Here is an 18,576-nt window from a genome sequence, read left to right as displayed (position 1 = left end):
GAGCCTTCGCAGTACGGAGAGACGGTACGCATGAGCGATCAACGCCCGATCCTGACCACCCGCCAGGGCCATCCGGTCCGCGACAACCAGAGCACCCGCACGGTCGGTGAGCGGGGCCCGGCCACGCTCGAGAACTACCAGTTCATCGAGAAGATCACGCATTTCGACCGCGAGCGGATCCCGGAGCGCGTCGTCCACGCCCGCGGCGCCGGCGCCCACGGCTGGTTCGAGGCCTACGGCAAGATCGGCGACGAGCCGGCCTCCAAGTACACCCGCGCCCGCGTGCTGAACGAGACCGGCGTGAAGACGCCGATGTTCGTGCGCTTCTCGACGGTCGCCGGCGCCAAGGAGAGCCCGGAGACCGAGCGCGATCCGCGCGGCTTCGCGGTCAAGTTCAAGACCGTCGACGGCAATTGGGACCTCGTGGGCAACAACCTCAAGGTCTTCTTCATCCGCGACGCGATCAAGTTCCCCGACATGATCCACGCGTTCAAGCCGGACCCGGTGACGAACCGGCAGGAGGCGTGGCGCTTCTTCGACTTCGTGGCCCAGCACCCCGAGTCGATCCACATGGTGACGCACCTGAAGTCGCCCTGGGGCATCCCGGCCAATTACCGCGAGATGGAAGGCTCGGGCGTCAACACCTACAAGCTGGTTAACGACCAGGGTGAGGCCGTGCTCTGCAAGTTCCACTGGGAGCCGAAGCAGGGCGTGCGCAACCTGACCTCGAGCCAAGCCTCCGAGATCCAGGCCAAGGATGTCGGCCACGCGACCCGCGACCTGTACGACAACATCAAGGCCGGGAATTTCCCCGAGTGGGAATTCTGCGTCCAGATCATGCCGGACGGCCCGAACGACCACCTGTCGTTCGACCCGCTGGACGACACGAAGCTGTGGCCGGTCGACCAGTTCCCGCTGCTGCCGGTGGGCCGCATGGTGCTCGACCGCGTGCCGGACAACTTCTTCGCCGAGGTCGAGCAGTCGGCCTTCGGCACCGGCGTGCTGGTCGACGGCATCGACTTCTCGGACGACAAGATGCTGCAGGGGCGGACGCTGTCCTACTCGGACACGCAGCGCTACCGCGTCGGCGCCAACTACCTCCAGCTGCCGATCAACGCGCCGCAGCCCGGCGTGAAGGTCTACTCGAACCAGCGCGACGGTCAGATGGCCTACACGGTCGACGGCACCGGCCCGAACAAGCACATCAACTACGAGCCTTCGACGCTGGCCGAGGGCCTGCGCGAGGCGCCGAAGCCCGCCAAGGACTACCACCAGCCGGTGGAGGGCCGCCTCGGCCGCTACCAGACCTCGCGGACCGAGGACGACTACACCCAGGCCGGCGTCCGGTACCGCTCGTTCCAGGATTGGGAGCGCGACGACCTGATCGCCAACCTCGTGGCCGACATGAAGCAGTGCCCCGAGCCGATCCAGCTGCGGATGGTCTGGCACTTCTGGCACGCCGACGAGGATTACGGCCGCCGCGTCGCCGAGGGCGCCGGGATCGATCTGGAGAAGGCCAAGGCCCTGCCGCCGCTGCCGGGCCGCGCCGCGCCGGGCAAGCGCCTGCAGTCCGAGACCCTGACCGACGGCTCGCAGGCGCACCGGGTCGCCGCCGAGTAAGCTCCGCGCGCGCTCATCGACACAGCCCCGCGCGGTCACCCGGCCGCGCGGGGTTCTCGTTTGCGGAACGGACGGGGGCGAAGATGGCGAGTGTCGTGCACCGCGGGCCCGGCCCGAACGCCGTCATCGGCGGCATGCGGGTTACCTATCTCGCGCGCAGCGACGAGACCGGCGACGGCCTCGGCATCTACCGCGTCGCGATGGATCCCCGGACGCCGGGCGCGGGACTGCATCGCCACGCCCGGCTGACCGAGACCTTCTCGGTCGAGGCGGGCCGGCTCGCGCTCCACGTCGACGGTGCGGACCACGACCTGGGACCCGGCGATTTCGCGCTCATCCCGCCCGGCGTCGCGCACGCCTTCGCCAATCGCGGCGACCGCCCGGTGCGCTTCACGCTGAGCTTCGCGCCGGCCCTCGGCCGCGAGGGCTTCTTCGACGGTCTGGCCCGCCTCGCCGCGGAGGGACGGCTCGGCGACGCCGCCGCGATGACCGACCTGATGGCCCGCTACGATCAGGAACCGCTGGCCGGGTTCGCCGGCTGGAGTTCGGTCAGCGGCTGAGCGGCCGGATCCCGCGGCTCGGGTTCGGCCGCGCTGACCTTCCGGTCGCGTCCGGCGGCGAGCCCGATCAGGATCGCCGCGACGGTGATGCCGACGAACAGGGCGCCCGGCACGGTCCAGCCGCCGGTCGCCTCGTGGGCGAGACCGAAGACCAGCGGCCCCAGCGCGGCGCAGGTGTAGCCGATGCCCTGCGCCATGGCCGAGAGGCCGGCGGCGCTCGCGGCGTCCGCGGCGCGCAGCACGATCAGGGTCAGGCCCAGCCCGAAGCAGCCGCCGATCCCGAAGCCCAGCGCGCAGGCGGCGGGGATCCGCAGGGACTCCGCCCCGAAGGCGAGGACCACGAAGGCGGCGGCCGTCAGGCCGGGAATCACGACGATCCAGGCGCGCTGGTCGCGGGCGCGGGCCGCCAGCATGGCAACGAGCAGGGCGCCCGGCGCCTGCACCAGCGTCGCCAGCGAGGCGTAGAGCCCGGCATTCAGCGGCGTCAGCCCGCGGCCCTGCAGCAGCAGCGGCAGCCAGCCGAACAGGATGTAGGCGAGCGACGATTGCAGGCCCATGAAGCCCGTCACCCACCACGCCAGCGGGTTGCGGAGTAGCCGCCCGGCCGAGGGCGCGGCGGTGGAGGCGGTGCGGCGGGCGAACGGGATCCACACGAAGGCCGCCACCAGCGCGGGCAGCGACCAGATCGCCAGGGCGGAGGGCCAGCCGCCCCCGAGGGCGTGCTCCACTGGCACCGCGGCCCCGGCGCCCGCGGCCGCGCCGAGGCACAGGGTCATCGTGTAGAGGCCGGTCATCAAGCCGCCGTTGCCGGCGAAATCGCGCTTCACCAGCGCCGGCAGCAGGACGTTGTCGAGCCCGATCCCGATGGCCGCCAGCGCCGTGCCGGCGAAGAGCGGCACGAGGCCGCCGAGACCGCGGAGCGTCAGGCCGGCGACGAGGATGGTCGAGCCGGCAAGCACCGCGAGGTCGGGCCCGATCCGGCGGATCAGCGGCGCGGCCAGCGCGCAGGCGATGCCGAGGCACAGGACCGGCAGCGTCGTGAGGATGGCGGCGCCGCCGGCGCCGAGCCCCGTGCCGTCCCGGATCGTCGCCAGCAGGGGGCCGACCGTGCTCAGCGCCGGGCGCAGGTTGAACGCGACCAGCATCAGCGCGAGGCCGAGCAGGAACCGGTTGGCGGTCGCCCGGTCCGCGCTCACGGCCGCCGCCGCGCGATCGCGGCTCCGCCCAGGCAGGCGGCCAGCATCAGCGCGAAGGCGGCGTCGCCGAACTGACCGTAGAGCGTGCCGCCGACGATGCGGGCGGGCAGGTCGGCGTCGAGCCAGGTCTCGGTGTCGAGCGCGGTGCGGGCGACGACGCGGCCGTGCGGGTCGATCACCGCGGAGATCCCGGTATTGGCATCGCGCACGAGCGGCAGCCCCTCCTCGACGGCGCGCAGGCGCGCCTGCGCCAGGTGCTGGCGCGGCCCCGGCGTGTCGCCGAACCACGCGTCGTTGGTGACGTTCAGGATCAGCCCCGGCGGCTGCGGGGACGGCGCGGCGTGCCCGGCGGGCAGGATCGCGCCCGGGAAGATCGCCTCGTAGCAGATCGTCGCCGCGACCGGCGGCAGGCCCGGCACCGTCAGGATCCGCTGCCCGGCGAGCGTCCCGGCCGAGAACCCGCCGGGGATCGCCACGAACTGGCGCAGCCCCACGGCCCGCAGGGCGGCGTCGAGGGGCGCGGGGAGGTACTCCCCGAACGGGACGAGGTGGACCTTGTCGTAGCTGTCGGAGATCCGGCCGTCCGGGCCGATCACCAGGACGGCGTTGTAGAAGCGCAGGCGCTCGCCCGGCAGCGGCTCCTCGGCGCGCGCCGCCCCGGTGATCAGGTGCTGCCCGGGCTTGAGGCCGGCCGCCACCTTGGCCAGGGCGTCGGGGTCGCGCTGGATCAGGAACGGGAAGGCCGATTCCGGCCAGACGATGTGGGTCGGTTCCGGCGCACCGGCCTCCGTCGGGCGCCGGCTCAGCTCGATGTAGCGGTCGACGATGTCGGCCCGGTTCTCGGGCCTGAACTTGGCGTCCTGGGGCAGGTTGGGTTGGACGAGCCGCAGCCGGACACCCGCGACCACCGGGTCGGGCGGACCGAGCCGCTCGGCCCCGTAGAGCGCCAGGCCGGCGAGCACGATCGCGGCGGCGACGCTCGGCCCGAACCGGGCGCGCGGACTCGCGCCGGTGGCGAGCGTCGCGGGCGCCGCGCAGACCAGCGCGGCCAGGATGCACAGGCCGTAGAGCCCGATCGCCGCCGCCCCCTGCATCAGCCAGAGGTTCTGGGCCAGCGCCATCCCGAGGGTGTTCCAGGGGAACCCCGTGAACAGGTGGCCGCGCAGCCAGTCGGCCGCGCCGAGCCCGAAGGCGAGGGCGGCGATCCGCGCCGCGCCGCGGCCCCAGAGCAGGCCCGCGGCGCCGAAACCGGCGCCGTAGAACAGGCCGAGGGCGAAGGGCAGGCCGATTACGCCGAGCGGCAGGGCCCAGAGGAACTCGTCGGCCTCGACCAGGAAGGCCTGGCCCAGCCACCAGAGACCGGCGGTGAGGTAGCCGAAGCCCCAGGCCCAGCCGATGAGGAAGCAGGGCGCGAATCTCCGGACCGTCGTCCGACCGGCCGCAGCCCCGTCCTGCAGCCAGACCGCGACCGTCAGGGAGACCGCGAGCGCCGGCAGGAGCCCGTAGGGCGGCATGGCCAGCGCGCCCAGGGCGCCGGCGAGCCACGCCAACCCGAGCCGGCGCCAGCCGGTCAGGCGCGCGATCGCCAGCACCGCGCCGGGGACGCGCGCCCGCTCCGGATCGGACATGGGACCCGGGATCGGCCCGCGCATCGGTGCGCCGGCCGCCGCGGGCGACCGGGCGAAACCGTCCACCAGACCTGTCACGCCGCGACCGTCACGGGTGCGGCGTCTCGGCGACCGGGGCGTTCGCGGGCGGCGGCAGGGCGAGCGGCACGACGTTGCCGATGCGCGCCGCGCCCTTGTGGAACCGGAGCCGCTTCAGGCGGCGCGGATCGGCGTCGAGCACCTCGAACTCGAGGTCCCCGGGGCCGGCGATCAGCTCGCCGCGCGACGGGACGCGGCCCGCCAGCGTCACGATCATGCCGCCCAGCGTGTCGATCTCCTCGGCCATCTCGCCGACGGCCGCGACGAGGTCGACGCCTGTCACTTCGGAGACCTCGGCCAGCGGCGTGCGCGCGTCGGCCACGAAGACCTCGCCCTCGCCCTCGACGCGCTGGACGTACTTGTCCTCGGCCACGTCGTGCTCGTCCTCGATGTCGCCGACCACGACCTCGATCAGGTCCTCGATGGAGATCAGCCCGTCGGTGCCGCCGTACTCGTCGATGACCAGCGCCATGTGGGTGCGGGTCGCCTGCATCCGCACCAGCAGGTCGATCGCCGGCATGGAGGGCGGCACGAACAGGACCGGCCGCTGGATGCGCGCCGCCGCCAGCGTGGTCGTCAGGTCGACTTTGCCGAGGTCCAGGCCGCGCGGCAGGCGCGACGCCGGCCGGCGCGGGCGCGGCGCGGCCGGCGCGTCCGCCGCGCCGTCGGCCGCGAGTTCGGCGGGCTTCGAGACGGCGGGCGCGCTGCGGCGGGCCGGCTCGGCCTTGGCGGCGATGTGGTCGACGAGGTCGCGGATGTGGACCATGCCGCGGGGATCGTCGAGGGTCTCGCCGTAGACCGGCAGCCGGGAATGGCCGGCCGTGCGGAACAGCTTGAGCAACTCGCCGAGGCTCGTGTCGTTCGAGACGGCGACGATGTCGGCCCGGGGGACCATCACGTCGTCGACGCGCACCTTGTGCAGGCCGAGGACGTTCTTGAGCATGACGCGCTCGAGCGGGGTGAGGCCGCTCTCGCCGGCGTCCGGCTCTGCCAGCGCCTCCTCAAGACCCTCGCGCAGCGAATCGCGCGGCTTGAGATGGAGCGCCTGGAGCAGGCGGTCGTACCAGGGCTCCCGGTGCTGGGACTCGCCCTCGGTGGAACTGGGCGCGGCCAGGGCCGCGCCGCGACTTCGATCGTTGCTCATGTCTCTCGGGTCTGGGGTCGCTCGGACGTCGCGCGCTCAGGCATAGGGATCCGGGATGCCGAGGGTCGCGAGTGCCGCGACCTCGAGGGCTTCCATGGCATCGGCCTCGGCCTCGCCGATCTCGTGGTCCTGACCGAGACAATGCAGGGTGCCATGGACGAGGAGGTGGGCGAGGTGATTCTGGAGCGGCTTCGACTGCTCGGCACTCTCGCGCACCAGGGTCTCGTACGCAAGGACCACGTCGCCGAGGGGCGCGGCGGTCCCGGCATGCCGCGGCTGCGGGGCGGCCGGGAAGGACAGGACGTTGGTGGGCTTGTCCTTGCCGCGCCAGGTCCTGTTGAGTTCCCGGACGGCGGCGTCGTCGGTCAGCAGGACGCTGACCTCGACGGGACCGTCCGGCCTCTCGGGGGCGACGGCGAGCCCGGCCTCGACGGCGCGGGTGACGAGGGCCTCGAGGTCCGGAACCGCCGTCTCCCAGCGCGCGTCCTCGACGGCGAGGTCGATCTCGTGGGGCATGGTCACGCCAGGGGCCGGCGGCGGGGATTCCGGTTGCGGTCGGCCTCCGCGCTGCCGTGGGCGGCGCGCTCGTAGGCGGTCACGATCCGGCGGACGAGGTCGTGGCGGACCACGTCGACGTCCTTGAACCGCACGTGCCCGATCCCCTCGACGCCCTCCAGCACGCTGACCGCTTCCACGAGGCCGGATTTCTGGCCCGGCGGCAGGTCGATCTGGCTCGGATCGCCGGTGATGATCATGCGCGAGCCCTCGCCCAGGCGGGTGAGGAACATCTTCATCTGCATGGAGGTGGTGTTCTGCGCCTCGTCGAGCAGCACCACCGCGTTGGTGAGGGTTCGGCCGCGCATGAAGGCGAGCGGCGCGATCTCGATCTGGCCGGTCTGGAGGCCACGATCAACGTGGCGGGCCTCCATGAAGTCGTACAGGGCGTCGTAGATCGGGCGGAGGTAAGGGTCGACCTTCTCGCGCATGTCGCCCGGCAGGAAGCCCAGGCGCTCGCCGGCCTCGACCGCGGGCCTGGACAGGATCAGCCGCTCGGCATGGCCCTGCTCCAGGAGCGACACGGCGTGGCCGACGGCGAGCCAGGTCTTGCCGGTCCCGGCCGGGCCCTCGGCGAAGACCAGCTCGTTGGTGCGCAGGAGCTTGATGTAGGCGTCCTGCGCCGGGTTGCGCGCCCGCACGGCCCCGCGCTTGCGGGTGGCGATCTGCTCGAAATGCGGCCTGTCGGCCTCGGCCGCGATGACCTCGGCCGGGAACAGGGTCGCCTGCGCGGTGGCCTCGCGGATGGCGCCGTCCACGTCGCCGAGGGTCAGCGTGCTGCCGCCGGTCCGCACCCGGGCGTAGAGCTTCTGGAACACCCGCCGCGCCGTCTCGGCGGCGTCGGCCGGCCCCTTGATGACGAGGTGGTTGCCGAGCGCGGTGGCGGTGACCTCCAGCCGGCGCTCGATATGGGCGACGTTCTGGTCGTACTGGCCGAAGACGAGGCTCGCGAGGCGGTTGTCGTCGAAGGTCAGCGGCACCTCGACCGCCTCGTCCGATCCGGCCGGCCGCGCCGCCGGGCCGCGCCCCTTGAGCGCGCCGCGCGCGCCCGCACCGTCCGACGCGCTCAAGCCGCCATCCTCGCCATCATCCCGACCGCTCCGCTCCTCACGCCGCCGCAGCCGCGGAGACGAGCTCTCCGAACAAGCTGTTGGACCCCGCCTCGGTGATCCGCACGGGCACGACCTGTCCGATATGGTGAGGCGCGGCGTCGAACTGGACGGCCAGCAGGTGCGGCGTCTTGCCCGCGACCTGACCGGGATGCCGCCCGGGCTTCTCGACCAGAACGTCGAAGACCCGGCCGACGGCCGCCCGCTGATAGGCGTGGCGCTGGCCGTCGAGGAGCGCCTGCAGCTCGGCGAGCCGGGCCGCCATCGCGGCCTCCGGCACCTGATCGGTGCGGTCGGCGGCCGGCGTGCCGGGGCGTGGGCTGTACTTGAACGAGAAGGCGCTCTCGAAGCCGACGTCGCGCACGAGCCGCAGGGTCTCGGCGAAGTCCGCGTCGGTCTCGCCGGGGAAGCCGACGATGAAGTCGGAGGACAGGGCGATATCGGGCCGCGCCGCGCGGATCCGGTCCATCAGCCGGCGGTACTGGTCGCCGGTATGCTTGCGGTTCATCGCGGCGAGGATCCGGTCGGAGCCCGACTGCACCGGGAGGTGCAGGTAGGGCATCAGGGCCGGCACCTCGGCGTGCGCCCGGATCAGGGCGTCGTCGAAGTCGTTCGGGTGGCTCGTCGTGTAGCGGATCCGCGCGATGCCGGGGATCTTCGCCACCGCGCGCACCAGGTCGGCGAGGCCCGTGGGCGCGCCGTCGGAGCCGTCGCCGTGATAGGCGTTGACGTTCTGGCCGATCAGCGTGATCTCGCGGACGCCCCCGTCAGCGAGCTTCTCGGCCTCGGCGAGCACCGCCGCCACGGAGCGCGAGACCTCCGCGCCCCGCGTGTAGGGCACCACGCAGAAGGCGCAGAACTTGTCGCAGCCCTCCTGAACGGTGAGGAAGGCCGACGTCCCGAGGGTCCGCCGGCGGGGCAGGTGGTCGAACTTGTCCTCGACCGGGAACTCGGTGTCGACGACGCGGCGCTCGCGGGAGCGTGCCAGCAGGTCCGGCAGCCGGTGATAGCTCTGCGGGCCGACGACCACGTCGACGGCGGGCTGGCGCGCCTGGATCTCGGCGCCCTCGGCCTGGGCGACGCAGCCCGCGACCACGATGCGCGTGTCGAGGCCCTGCGCCTTCCGCTCACCCTTGAGCACGCGCAGGCGGCCGAGTTCGGAATAGACCTTCTCGGCGGCCTTCTCGCGGATGTGGCAGGTGTTGAGGACGACGACGTCCGCGTCCTCGACCGTGTCGGTCGCCGTGTAGCCCTCGGCGCCGAGGACGTCGGCCATGCGGGCCGCGTCGTAGGCGTTCATCTGGCAACCGTAGGATTTGACGAAAGCCTTCTTCAACGCGCGCCGTCCCGAACCGTCCGATGATCCTTGCACCCGCCCCGCGGGGCCCGGCACGCGGCCTGTAGCACGGATCGCGGGGGCCGTCGCGGCGCCCGAAACGCGACCGGCCGCCCGCGGGCGGCCGGTCAGAGGCCGGCCGGTCGAACCGGCCTCAGTGGGCGGCCGGCGCCGCCGCGGGCAGGTCGATGACCATCTGCTGGAAGAACGGCACGTAGGCCTGCAGCATCACGAACAGCCCGACGAGGCAGGCCAGCGCGATCGAGTGCCAGAACACGAAGCGCAGGATCTTGCCTTCCTGGCCGAAATAGCCGGTGGCCGTGGAGGCGACGACGATCGACTGGGCGTCGACCATCTTGCCCATCACGCCGCCCGACGAGTTCGCCGCCGCCATCAGCACGCCCGAGAGGCCGAGCTGCTCGGAGGTGATCCTCTGGAGGCCGCCGAACAGCACGTTCGAGGCCGTGTCCGACCCCGTGAGCGCCACGCCGAGCCAGCCGAGCAGCGTCCCGAAGAACGGGTAGAGGATGCCGGTGCCCGCGAAGGCCAGCCCGAGCGTGGCGTCGACGCCCGCGTAGCGGGTGAGGACGCCGAGCGCGAGCATCGCCGCGATGGTGATGAGCGAGTAGCGCAGGGCCCAGATGGTCTCGAAGTAGGCGGTGACGAGGCGTAGCGGCGAGAACCGCATGATCAGGCCGGAGATAATCGCCGCGATCAGCACGCCCGTGCCGGTGTACGACATGTAGGTGAACAGGAAGACCGCGCCCTCCGGCACCGGCTTGGCCACCACCGGCGGCACCTTCATGATCACGTTGTGCAGGCCCGGCACCTCGTATTTCCAGGTGAAGAGCGGGTTGACGATGCCTTTGAACCAGCCGGTCCCCCAGATGGCCACGACGATCGACAGGATGATCCACGGCACCCAGGCCATCAGGATCTCGCCCTGCGAGGCGGTGCGGGCGCCGGTATGGACCGGGGGCGTGCCGGGCACGCCGGCGCCGAGCGCCACGGGCCGCGGACCGGCGACGGCGAGCGACGGATCGTGCCCGCGCAGAGCCGGCGACGACCAGATCTCCTTGGGCTGCCAGACCTTCAGGAACAGCACCAGCGCGAGCATCGAGGCGAGCGAGGCGCCGATATCGACGATCCACGGGTTGACGTAGTTTGAGATCAGGAACTGCGCGACCGCGAAGGAGGCGCCGCAGACCAGGATCGGCGGCCACACCCGGATCATGCCGCGGAAGCCCGCGAACACCCAGATCAGCCAGAACGGCACGATCAGCGAGAACAGCGGCAGCTGCCGGCCGATCATCGCGCCGAGGATCTCGGGCGGGTAGCCGGTGACCGAGGCGAGGCCCTGGATCGGCGCGCCGAGCGCCCCGAAGGCCACCGGCGCGGTGTTGGCGATCAGCGACAGGCCGGACGCGGCGAGCGGCGAGAAGCCGAGGCCGATCAGGATCGCGCCCGTGACGGCGACCGGCGTGCCGAAGCCGCCCGCGCCCTCGAAGAAGGCGCCGAACGCGAAGGCCACCAGGAGCAGCTGCAACCGCCGGTCGGCCGTGATGCCGGCCACGGACTGCTGCAGGATCGCGAACCAGCCCTTCTCCACCGTGAGCCGGTAGAGGAAGATGACGTTGAGGATGATCCAGCCGATCGGGAAGAAGCCCGTGACCATCCCGAGGATGGCGGCGCGGGTGGCGAGATCGGTCGGCATGCCGAAGCCGACGATGGCCACCAGCATGGCGAGGCCGAGGGCGATGACGGCCGCGATATGGGCCTTCACGCGCCCGCTGGCGATCATGGCGAGCAGTGCGATGACCGGCACTGAAGCGGCGAGCGTCGAGAGCCACGGGCTCCCGAACGGGTCGTAAACCTGGTTCCAGGTTTGCACCGGGCGTCCTCCAATAATTTCCGTCTGTTCCGGATTGCGGCCTAGCTAGCAGACGTGTTCCGGCCGCTCAATGCGTTGAATCATGTATTCTGACGGTGATTCCACCGGCTTTCTCTCGCGCGGATCGGCGGATCCGCCCGGTCGAACAGCGACGAGCTGGTCTCGAAAGGATCAGACCCGTCCGGAACAGGCGTAAAGTCTGGAGCTGAGACAGGATTCCGTTCGCCGTCAAGAGCTTAGGCGTGGAGAAGCAGGCGGCGCGCACCTTCCTCGGTGCCCGGATCGCGGTCGCGCCCGTCACGGATCCCGACGCGGGCGCAGCGTCCGGCGCAGCGCCGAGGGTTCAGACCGGCGCGATCTCCGGCCCCTGGAGACCGATCTCCGGGGCGGCCGGCCGCGCGTCGGGTGCCGGGGCGGTGCCGGCGCCCGTGCCGGCGCCCCGCAGGGCCGCGCGCACCTCGGCTTCGGCGGCCGCGGTGGCGACCTTCCGGTCGGTGGTGGCCTCGAAGGGGATCGGCGCGCCCCAGACCACGTGCACGTCGATGGGGCCGCCCTGCACGAAGGTCGCGAGGTGCGGCACCAGCTCCATGTCGCCGTACCACGCGATCTCCGCGCGCTCGGCGCGCGTGACCGGCAGGCCGTTGCGCCGTGGATAGGCGATGGCGAGCGGCTGGAGGCGCACCCGTCCGCGCCCGGCCTCGGCCTGCAGCGCCGCGCGGGCGGCGCCGACGAGGGACGATCGGAACGGCAGGAGCCGGGTCCCGTCGCCGGTGGTCCCCTCCGCGAACAGGACAACCAGCTCCCCCTCGGCCAGGCGGTGGCCCATGGCGGTGCTGACGCTCGCGGTCGCGCCGCGGCGCTGCCGGTCGATGTAGATCGTCCGCTGGAGCCCCGCGAGGACGCCGATCAGCGGCCAGCCGGCGATCTCGGACTTCGCCACGAAGGAGAGCGGCCGCAGCGAGCCCACCGCGATGATGTCGAGCCACGAGACGTGGTTGGCGAGCACCAGCGCCGCCTCGCCGGGGGCCGGGGGCGTCCCGCTCTGCGTGACCCGCACCCCGAACAGCCACAGGAAGACGCGGTGGAACAGGATCGGCGCCAGGGTCGCGCGGCGGCCGAGGAGCCGCAGGGCGATCCAGTGGGGCGGTCCCAGCACCGCGAAGGCGAGGGCGAGGGCCGCGATGCGCCAGGCGATGCCGAGGCGGCTCACGGCGTCACAGGTCGGCGCTCATCGTCAGCGCGGTCGCCCGGCTGCCGTCGGCCTTGAGATAGTAGCCGGTGCGCGAACCTACCTGCCGGAAGCCGTGCCGGGCGTAGAGCCGCAGGGCGGGGGCGTTCCCCTCGTCGACCTCCAGATGCACCCGGGCGACGCCGTCGAGGGCGAGGCTCGCCAGGTGCTCGCGGAGCAGCTTGCGGCTGTGGCCGCCGCCGCGCAGAGACGGGGACAGCACGACCGTCAGGATCTCGGCCTCGTCGGCGGCCCGGCGCGAGAGCACGAAGCCCTGGAGCACGCCCGCGCGCCAGAGGGCGTGCGCGTAAGTCGAGCGCTCGCAGAGCATCCGCTCGAACTCGTGCGCGTCCCAGGGCCGCGCGAAGGCGGTCGCGTGGAGGCGGGCGAGGGCAGGGGCCTGCGCGGCGTCGCGGAGCGGCGCGACGTAGGGCTCCGGGGTCAGCGCGTCCCACCACGCGAACCACCAGTCGAAGGGCCAGAAGGGCAGCGGGCGCGTCATCGCCTTGCGATCCGCGCGTGGTCCTGCGGCCGGGCATCCGGCCCCCGCAGGTAGAGGGGCCGCGCCAGAGCCTGCGCCGGGTCGGCGACGAGGCCGAGGGAGGCCACCGCCGCGATATCGGGACCGCCGACATGGGCGACGCGCGCCGCGACGCCGCGCGCTGCGAGCGCGGCGGCCAGCATCGGCGCGCCGGAGCCGGTCAGCACCACCGGGCCGTCGCCCAGCTGCTCGGCCGCCGCCTCGACGGCGAGATGCGCGGGCGCGAGGCCGTCGCCCGGCCCGAGGGCCTGCACGTAGACAGCGCCGTGGCGGGCGTCGATCACCGCGGCGATCGTGCCCGCGACGGTGTCGGCCAGGAGCGGCGCGAGGAGCGCCGAGAGGGTGCCGACGCCGACGACGGGCTTGCCGGTCGAGAGGCCGATGGCGCGGGCCGCCGACAGGCCGACCCGCAGCCCGGTGTAGCTGCCGGGCCCGACCGTCACGGCGACCCGGTCGATCGCCTCAAATCCGCCCTCGACCCGGGCGATCACCCGCTCGATCAGCGGCAGCAGGGATTCCGCGTGGCCGCGCGCCATGGGCAGCGACTCGGCGGCGAGGGGCGCCTCGGACTCCTCCGCCATGACGCAGGCGGCGCAGGTGTCCAGCGCTGTGTCGATGGCCAGGATACGCACGCTCACTCCCACAGGCCGGTCCGCGCCGACGGTTGCCTCCCTGCGCCGCGACGGGCGCGAAGAGCCTCCAGCGTTAGAGCAAAACCGACGCCTCGTCAGCGGCGGGGCGCCCGCACCGGGCGGATCACCGGTGGAGTGTTGCCGGCTTGCGCCGGTGCGCGCCCGCGGCCTCGGACGGGTCCGGCGCACCGGCCCCCGGCTCCGCCGCGAAGGCGGGAGCCGGGGGGCAGCCGAGGGCCGTTCCGGCCCTCCGGCGTGCCGCCCGCACCGCGGCGCGGGCGCGAATCCTCAGATCGCCTGGACCTCGCGGATCTCCGGCAGGAAGTGCCGGAACAGGTTCTGCACGCCGTGCCGCAGGGTCGCCGTGGAGGACGGGCAGCCCGAGCAGGCCCCCTTCATCTCCAGATAGACCACGCCCTCCTTGTAGCCGCGGAAGGTGATGTCGCCGCCGTCGCCCGCCACCGCCGGGCGCACCCGGGTCTCGAGCAGGTCCTTGATGGTCACGACGGTGTCGTGGTCCGCCTCGTCGTAGAACTCGTCGCCCGGCTCGATCTCGCCGTGGCCGCCCTCGGCCATCACGGGCGCGCCGGACTGGAAGTGCTCCATGATCGCGCCGAGCACCGCCGGCTTGACCTGCGCCCAGTCCGAGCCGTCCTCGGCCTTGGTCACCGAGATGAAATCGTGGCCGAAATAGACGCCCGCCACGCCCGGGACGGTGAACAGCGCTGCGGCCAGGGGCGAGCGGGCAGCGGCCTCGGCGTCCCGCGCCTCGAAGGTCGATTCCGCCAGCACGACGCGGCCGGGCAGGAACTTCAGGGTGGCCGGGTTCGGCGTGGCTTCGGTCTGGATGAACATGGTGGCGATACTCCGCTGCGCCGGTTCAAGGCCGGCCGGGACAGGCGCCGCGAGGCGCCGCCTCCCATGTGGACCGGCGATCGGATTTTCTCAACCTGTCGTCCGGTCCCGCCGGCGCGCGAGAGTGGACATTCGGCCGACGGCGCGACAGGACGAACGCCGTCGAACGCCAGAGGAGCCGGCAGTGGACATGACCGCGGACCAGACCCTCGCGCAGGACTTGCTGAAGGATCTGCGCGAGGCCCAAGCCAAGCTGGACGCGGCGCGCGCGGAAGCGGCCTCGCTCAAGGTGCTGCTCGCGCTGCGCACGCATCAGCACGACCAGGCCTGGCAGGAGGGGCAGCGCCTCGCCGCGGCGCTCGCGGAGGCGCAGACCCGCGCGGAGGCGGCCACGACCGCGCGGGCCGAGACGCAGGTGGACGCGCAGGCGAACGCGGCCGCGTCCGAAGCCGCCGCGATGGCCGACGAGCGCACCGAGGCGGTCCGGACCGTTCTGGGCGCGGTCCTCGCCAGCATCGGACACCGCGCCCTCGACCGGCGGCGCTTCCAGGACCTGATCGCCCGGGCCGGCCGCGAGGCGCCGGATCAGGGTCCGGGCGCGGCCCGGCACGCCGTGCTGCTGACCGAGGCGCGGCGGGTGCTGGGGATCGCCCAGTAGGGCGGCCCGAAGCGCGCGCGCACCGCGACCGGTCGCCGGCGGCAGGGTTAACCGACGCTTAACCCGGCTCTCCCATCGTCGTCCCCGGGACGGACAGGAGATCGACCGCATGCTGATCAGCGAGCACCACGTGCGCGAGTGCGCCTACTACATCTGGGAGAACGAGGGCCGGATTCACGGGCACGCTGCGGCCCACTGGATCCGAGCCGAGTCCGAGCTGCGCGCGAACGCGATGCTCGCGGCCGCCGCGTCCGAGACGGTCGAGGCCGCCGCGAAGGCCGCGCCGGTGAAGACCGCCGCCAAGCCGGTCGCCAAGACCGCTGCCACCAAGACCGCCATTGCCAAGCCCGCCGCTGCCAAGCCCGCCGCGTCGAAGACCGGCGCTGCCAAGCCCGCGGCCGTGAAGGCCGCCGCGAAGCCGGCGGCCCCGAAGCCCGCCCGCGCCTCCAAGGCCGCGGTGACCGCCAGCCTCGCCGCCAAGGCGAAGCCTGCCCGGACCCCGGCCTCGATGCACTGAAGGGTCGGCGCCGCGGCGCCACCACGGCCTTTCCCGGAGCCCGTCCCTCGCGCAGGGGCGGGCTTCCGTCGTTCGTGGGCCCAGCGCGGAACAGGCCGGGCGCCGGCAGGTTGTCCGGCCTGATGCGGGCGCAGGGCTCCGCGACGGGGCTGCGATGCACGCGGTGATCTTCGACATCGACGGGACGCTTCTCGACAGCGTCGACCTGCATGCCCGCGCCTGGGTGGAGGCCTTCGCGCATTTCGGCGTGGAAACCGGCTTCGCCGAAGTCCGCCGGCAGATCGGCAAGGGCGGCGACGAGCTGATGCCGGTCTTCCTGTCGGAGGAGCGGATCGCGCGGGAGGGCGAGACCATCGAGGCCTACCGCTCCGACCTGTTCAAACGGCGCTACCTGTCCGAGGTCCGGCCGTTCCCGGGTGTCCGGCCGCTGTTCGAGCACATCCGCTCCGCCGGGCTGAAGATCGCACTCGCCTCGTCGGGCAAGCGCTCCGAGGTCGAGCACTACACCGAGATCCTGGAGATCGGCGACCTCGTCGACGTCGCCACGAGCTCGGACGACGCGGACCGGTCCAAGCCGCACCCCGACATCTTCGAGGCCGCCCTGGCGAAGCTCGACGGCGTCCCGCCCGACGCGATCATCGTCGTCGGCGACACCCCCTACGACGCCGAAGCCGCCGCGAAGGCGAGCCTGCGCACCGTCGGCCTCCTCTGCGGCGGCTTTCCGGAGGCGGACCTGAGGGCGGCCGGCTGCGCGGCGATCTACCGGGACCCCGAGGATCTGCTCGACCGATTCGCGGAGTCGCCGCTGGCGGGCGGCTGAGCGCCGGCCCGGCAAGCGGATTCCGCGGCGGGTCCGGCATCATCCACACATTCCCGCCACGCTGTTGCAGCGCGGTGACGCGGAGCGATGCCGGCTACGTATTCACGCGAAAAGGACTGGTGCCCGTCGATCGAAAGGCGTAGCGACCCGCCCGCCAATCTGGACTCCTTCGAAGGACGAGCGCCTCGCATGCCCCAGACTCACCAGGCCGGCCCGGCACCGCGCTTCGTACCGGTCGCCAAGTCGCTGCCGGAGCAGATCGCCGACGCGGTCGAGAGCCGGTCGACCCCGCTCAGCCAGCTGCTCCGCCTGATGGCCGCCCTCGATGCCGAAGGCGGTAACGAGGCCCTGCGGCTGCGGCTCCGCGCCCGGATCGGCGCGCCGCTCGACGCCTGATCCCCGCGTCGCGGGTCAATGCCGCCGGTGCCGATGGCGCCGGCCACCCCGCTTCGCCGCCGGTGCGGCCGCCTTCGCGACGCGGTCCATGCAGGCGAAGTAGATCCGGCGCCCGATCTCCTCGAGTTCGAGACCCTGCGGGTTGGGCGCCGAGAAGACCCTCGCGCGGGCCTCGTTGCGGCAGGCCGCGTCCTCCGGGCTCCGGATCGGCGGCTCCGCGCGGGCGGCCCCGCCGGCCAGGGCCGAGACGATCCAGGTCGCTGCCACGATCGATACGCGCGTGCTTGCCAGGGTACTCGGCATACTGACGTTCGGACCTCACTCGCTCGGGACACAGATAGAGCGTCTCGATCACCCGTGAAGCTTGGTCAGAGTGCGGGCTCCGGCAATAATCGACAGCCTTCGCGTCAGGGCACGATCCAGCGGCACGGCCCCCCGCCGGCGACGGTCAGGCACTCGTAGGGCGCCCCGCCGATCAGGGCCCGCTGCTCCACGGTGCCGATCGCGCTGCGCGGGATCCGCCGACAGCCGGCCTCCGTGGGGGCGGGGCCACCGCTGCCCGAGGACGCGTCGATCCGCCGGGCGGCGATCAGCGTCTCGCAGGCCATCACCGAGTCCGCCCCCTGCGCGCGGGCCGTCCGGGGCGCGACGGCGCCGGACATGGCGGCGAGGACGAGGACCGCGGGAAGAACCTGTCGGGATCGGGAAAGCATCGCGGCCTCGGCTGCCCGCGCCGGACGGGCGCGTCGCAGTTCGGCCGCCCTCAACGCGTTGCCGCGCGCGTTGGTTGCCGCGTGCGGTCACGCCCCCCCGAACGCGACGACGCCCGCCTTGCGGGCGGGCGTCGTGGGCGTCCGAAGCTCGGGTGAGCCGACGGCCTGCGCTCAGCGCTTGGTCTTGACCTTCGCCTTGCGGGCCGCGTAGCGCGCGTCGCGCTGGGCCTTCTTGGCGGCCAGGTCGGCCGACTTGCGCTCCTGCGCGGCGGCCAGCTCGGCGGCCTCGCGGGCGATCTGGGCGGCGAGTTCCGCCTCCTCCCGCTGACGCTTCTCCTCGGCGGCCTTCCGCTCGGCGGCGATCCGGGCGGCCTCGCGCTCGCGGGAGCGCTCCTCGCGGGCCTTGGCGACCTCGGCGCGGGCCTTCGCCTTGGCGATCACCTCAGGGTCGTCGGACGGGGGGCGCGCCTTGAACTTGGCCAGCAGGGCGGCCTTCGCGTTCTGCGAGTTCTGGCGACGGTCGTCGAAATTCCTGTAGTCGAATGCGCTCATCTGACCTTTCTCAGTTGGGTACGTCTCGCGTGTCGCGGGGACATCCGGCGGGGCCGGGCACGTACGGAGTCTGCAGGTTCCGACGCCATCCCCGCGCCCCGGAACCGCACCGATCCACCGGCTGTACCGATGGTCCGACCCGAGCGTTCGGCCTGCGTCTGAACGCTCGGGTCGGACCATTGTTCGAAGATCGCAGAGCCCTTAATCAGAGCTTCACGCGAGATGCAATCGGCGAGACCTGCGCGGGCGGCAGGTCCAGCGACAATCCCGGCCCACTCTGTAAGAGTTTCGACCCGCGGTGCGGAAATACCTCAGGCCGGCAGCCGGCAGGGGCTTCGGTGCTCGACAGGTGGGCGCGCATCCATCCCCTGGACTTGCCTGCCAGCCCTAGATGGGTCGCGCGCCGGGCGAAGACAAGATTCGTGTTCGCCCGGCGCCCGTCGCGCAGCTGTCCGCTGGACGCACCTATACTTTCATCGCAAAGCAGACCTGCAAAATCGACATCGTATTCACTGCCGGACCTTCGATCCCGCGAGGGGTCGCGATT

The 18,576-nt window shown here is 72.7% G+C and carries 20 protein-coding genes; 6 read left to right on the top strand and 14 right to left on the bottom strand.

Annotation, left to right across the window (positions count from 1 at the left end):
* Window positions 1–30: 30 nt before the first annotated feature.
* Both BLW78_RS12910 and BLW78_RS12905 read left to right on the top strand, forming a co-directional pair.
* The gene (locus BLW78_RS12910; RefSeq protein WP_056522549.1) at window positions 31–1,620 is read left to right on the top strand and encodes a catalase; all 1,590 of its coding nucleotides are present in this window, start codon (window positions 31–33) and stop codon (window positions 1,618–1,620) included.
* Window positions 1,621–1,703: 83 nt separating this feature from the next.
* The gene (locus BLW78_RS12905) at window positions 1,704–2,180 is read left to right on the top strand and encodes a cupin domain-containing protein (RefSeq protein WP_091680049.1); all 477 of its coding nucleotides are present in this window, start codon (window positions 1,704–1,706) and stop codon (window positions 2,178–2,180) included.
* On the opposite strand, the gene BLW78_RS12900 is transcribed toward BLW78_RS12905, so the two are convergent.
* The 11 genes from BLW78_RS12900 to BLW78_RS12850 all read right to left on the bottom strand — a co-directional run bounded on the left by BLW78_RS12900 (window position 2,132) and on the right by BLW78_RS12850 (window position 14,373).
* Window positions 2,132–3,376, bottom strand: coding sequence for an MFS transporter (locus BLW78_RS12900; RefSeq protein ID WP_091680047.1), 1,245 nt, complete (start codon window positions 3,374–3,376; stop codon window positions 2,132–2,134). The two genes, BLW78_RS12905 and BLW78_RS12900, sit on opposite strands and share 49 nt — an antisense overlap.
* Entirely contained in the window at window positions 3,373–5,004 is a 1,632-nt protein-coding gene (gene lnt / locus BLW78_RS12895) for an apolipoprotein N-acyltransferase (protein WP_244526929.1), read from the bottom strand. Before lnt ends, BLW78_RS12900 begins: the two co-directional genes overlap by 4 nt.
* An 88-nt stretch (window positions 5,005–5,092) precedes the next feature.
* Window positions 5,093–6,226, bottom strand: a complete 1,134-nt coding sequence (locus tag BLW78_RS12890) for a hemolysin family protein (protein ID WP_091680042.1) — start codon at window positions 6,224–6,226, stop codon at window positions 5,093–5,095.
* 36 nt (window positions 6,227–6,262) lie between these two features.
* A complete protein-coding gene (ybeY, locus tag BLW78_RS12885; protein WP_026604977.1) occupies window positions 6,263–6,742 on the bottom strand; it encodes an rRNA maturation RNase YbeY in 480 nt (159 codons plus the stop codon).
* A gap of 2 nt (window positions 6,743–6,744) precedes the next feature.
* Window positions 6,745–7,761 (bottom strand): PhoH family protein, encoded by a 1,017-nt coding sequence (locus BLW78_RS12880; RefSeq protein WP_244526936.1) that lies wholly within the window; start codon window positions 7,759–7,761, stop codon window positions 6,745–6,747.
* 127 nt (window positions 7,762–7,888) lie between these two features.
* On the bottom strand, window positions 7,889–9,226 hold the full coding sequence (gene miaB / locus BLW78_RS12875) for a tRNA (N6-isopentenyl adenosine(37)-C2)-methylthiotransferase MiaB (protein ID WP_091680037.1): 1,338 nt from the start codon (window positions 9,224–9,226) through the stop codon (window positions 7,889–7,891).
* Window positions 9,227–9,380: 154 nt separating this feature from the next.
* Window positions 9,381–11,117 (bottom strand): L-lactate permease, encoded by a 1,737-nt coding sequence (locus BLW78_RS12870; protein WP_056522564.1) that lies wholly within the window; start codon window positions 11,115–11,117, stop codon window positions 9,381–9,383.
* A gap of 343 nt (window positions 11,118–11,460) precedes the next feature.
* Window positions 11,461–12,327 carry a lysophospholipid acyltransferase family protein gene (locus tag BLW78_RS12865; RefSeq protein ID WP_091680034.1) on the bottom strand — a complete coding sequence of 289 codons (867 nt, stop codon included), beginning with the start codon at window positions 12,325–12,327 and terminating at the stop codon, window positions 11,461–11,463.
* Between the two features lie 4 nt (window positions 12,328–12,331).
* Complete coding sequence (locus BLW78_RS12860) at window positions 12,332–12,847, bottom strand: GNAT family N-acetyltransferase (protein WP_091680032.1); 516 nt, start codon at window positions 12,845–12,847, stop codon at window positions 12,332–12,334.
* Window positions 12,844–13,518, bottom strand: a complete 675-nt coding sequence (gene tsaB / locus BLW78_RS12855; RefSeq protein ID WP_026604975.1) for a tRNA (adenosine(37)-N6)-threonylcarbamoyltransferase complex dimerization subunit type 1 TsaB — start codon at window positions 13,516–13,518, stop codon at window positions 12,844–12,846. Before tsaB ends, BLW78_RS12860 begins: the two co-directional genes overlap by 4 nt.
* A gap of 288 nt (window positions 13,519–13,806) precedes the next feature.
* Entirely contained in the window at window positions 13,807–14,373 is a 567-nt protein-coding gene (locus BLW78_RS12850) for a NifU family protein (protein WP_020093462.1), read from the bottom strand.
* A 190-nt stretch (window positions 14,374–14,563) separates the two neighbouring features.
* Between BLW78_RS12850 and BLW78_RS12845 the strand changes: the two genes are divergently transcribed.
* The 4 genes from BLW78_RS12845 to BLW78_RS12830 all read left to right on the top strand — a co-directional run bounded on the left by BLW78_RS12845 (window position 14,564) and on the right by BLW78_RS12830 (window position 16,764).
* Window positions 14,564–15,031: an atp-dependent helicase gene (locus BLW78_RS12845; RefSeq protein WP_091680183.1), complete on the top strand. Its 468-nt coding sequence runs from the start codon at window positions 14,564–14,566 to the stop codon at window positions 15,029–15,031.
* Between the two features lie 109 nt (window positions 15,032–15,140).
* Window positions 15,141–15,548 (top strand): DUF2934 domain-containing protein, encoded by a 408-nt coding sequence (locus tag BLW78_RS12840; RefSeq protein ID WP_091680029.1) that lies wholly within the window; start codon window positions 15,141–15,143, stop codon window positions 15,546–15,548.
* Window positions 15,549–15,702: 154 nt separating this feature from the next.
* Entirely contained in the window at window positions 15,703–16,368 is a 666-nt protein-coding gene (locus tag BLW78_RS12835; RefSeq protein ID WP_091680026.1) for an HAD family hydrolase, read from the top strand.
* Window positions 16,369–16,557: 189 nt separating this feature from the next.
* The gene (locus BLW78_RS12830) at window positions 16,558–16,764 is read left to right on the top strand and encodes a hypothetical protein (protein WP_091680024.1); all 207 of its coding nucleotides are present in this window, start codon (window positions 16,558–16,560) and stop codon (window positions 16,762–16,764) included.
* Window positions 16,765–16,779: 15 nt separating this feature from the next.
* On the opposite strand, the gene BLW78_RS12825 is transcribed toward BLW78_RS12830, so the two are convergent.
* The 3 genes from BLW78_RS12825 to BLW78_RS12815 all read right to left on the bottom strand — a co-directional run bounded on the left by BLW78_RS12825 (window position 16,780) and on the right by BLW78_RS12815 (window position 18,029).
* Complete coding sequence (locus BLW78_RS12825) at window positions 16,780–17,067, bottom strand: hypothetical protein (RefSeq protein WP_091680021.1); 288 nt, start codon at window positions 17,065–17,067, stop codon at window positions 16,780–16,782.
* Between the two features lie 104 nt (window positions 17,068–17,171).
* Window positions 17,172–17,477 carry a hypothetical protein gene (locus BLW78_RS12820; protein WP_091680019.1) on the bottom strand — a complete coding sequence of 102 codons (306 nt, stop codon included), beginning with the start codon at window positions 17,475–17,477 and terminating at the stop codon, window positions 17,172–17,174.
* Window positions 17,478–17,648: 171 nt separating this feature from the next.
* Window positions 17,649–18,029 carry a DUF6481 family protein gene (locus BLW78_RS12815; RefSeq protein WP_020093455.1) on the bottom strand — a complete coding sequence of 127 codons (381 nt, stop codon included), beginning with the start codon at window positions 18,027–18,029 and terminating at the stop codon, window positions 17,649–17,651.
* Window positions 18,030–18,576 lie beyond the last annotated feature (547 nt).

Origin of the sequence: Methylobacterium sp. 275MFSha3.1 (genome assembly GCF_900108435.1) — a bacterium.
In the GTDB taxonomy this organism is placed as follows: Bacteria; Pseudomonadota; Alphaproteobacteria; order Rhizobiales; family Beijerinckiaceae; genus Methylobacterium.
The sequence above is the reverse complement of the archived record's forward strand: the minus strand, read 5'-3'. Positions and strand labels throughout refer to the sequence as shown.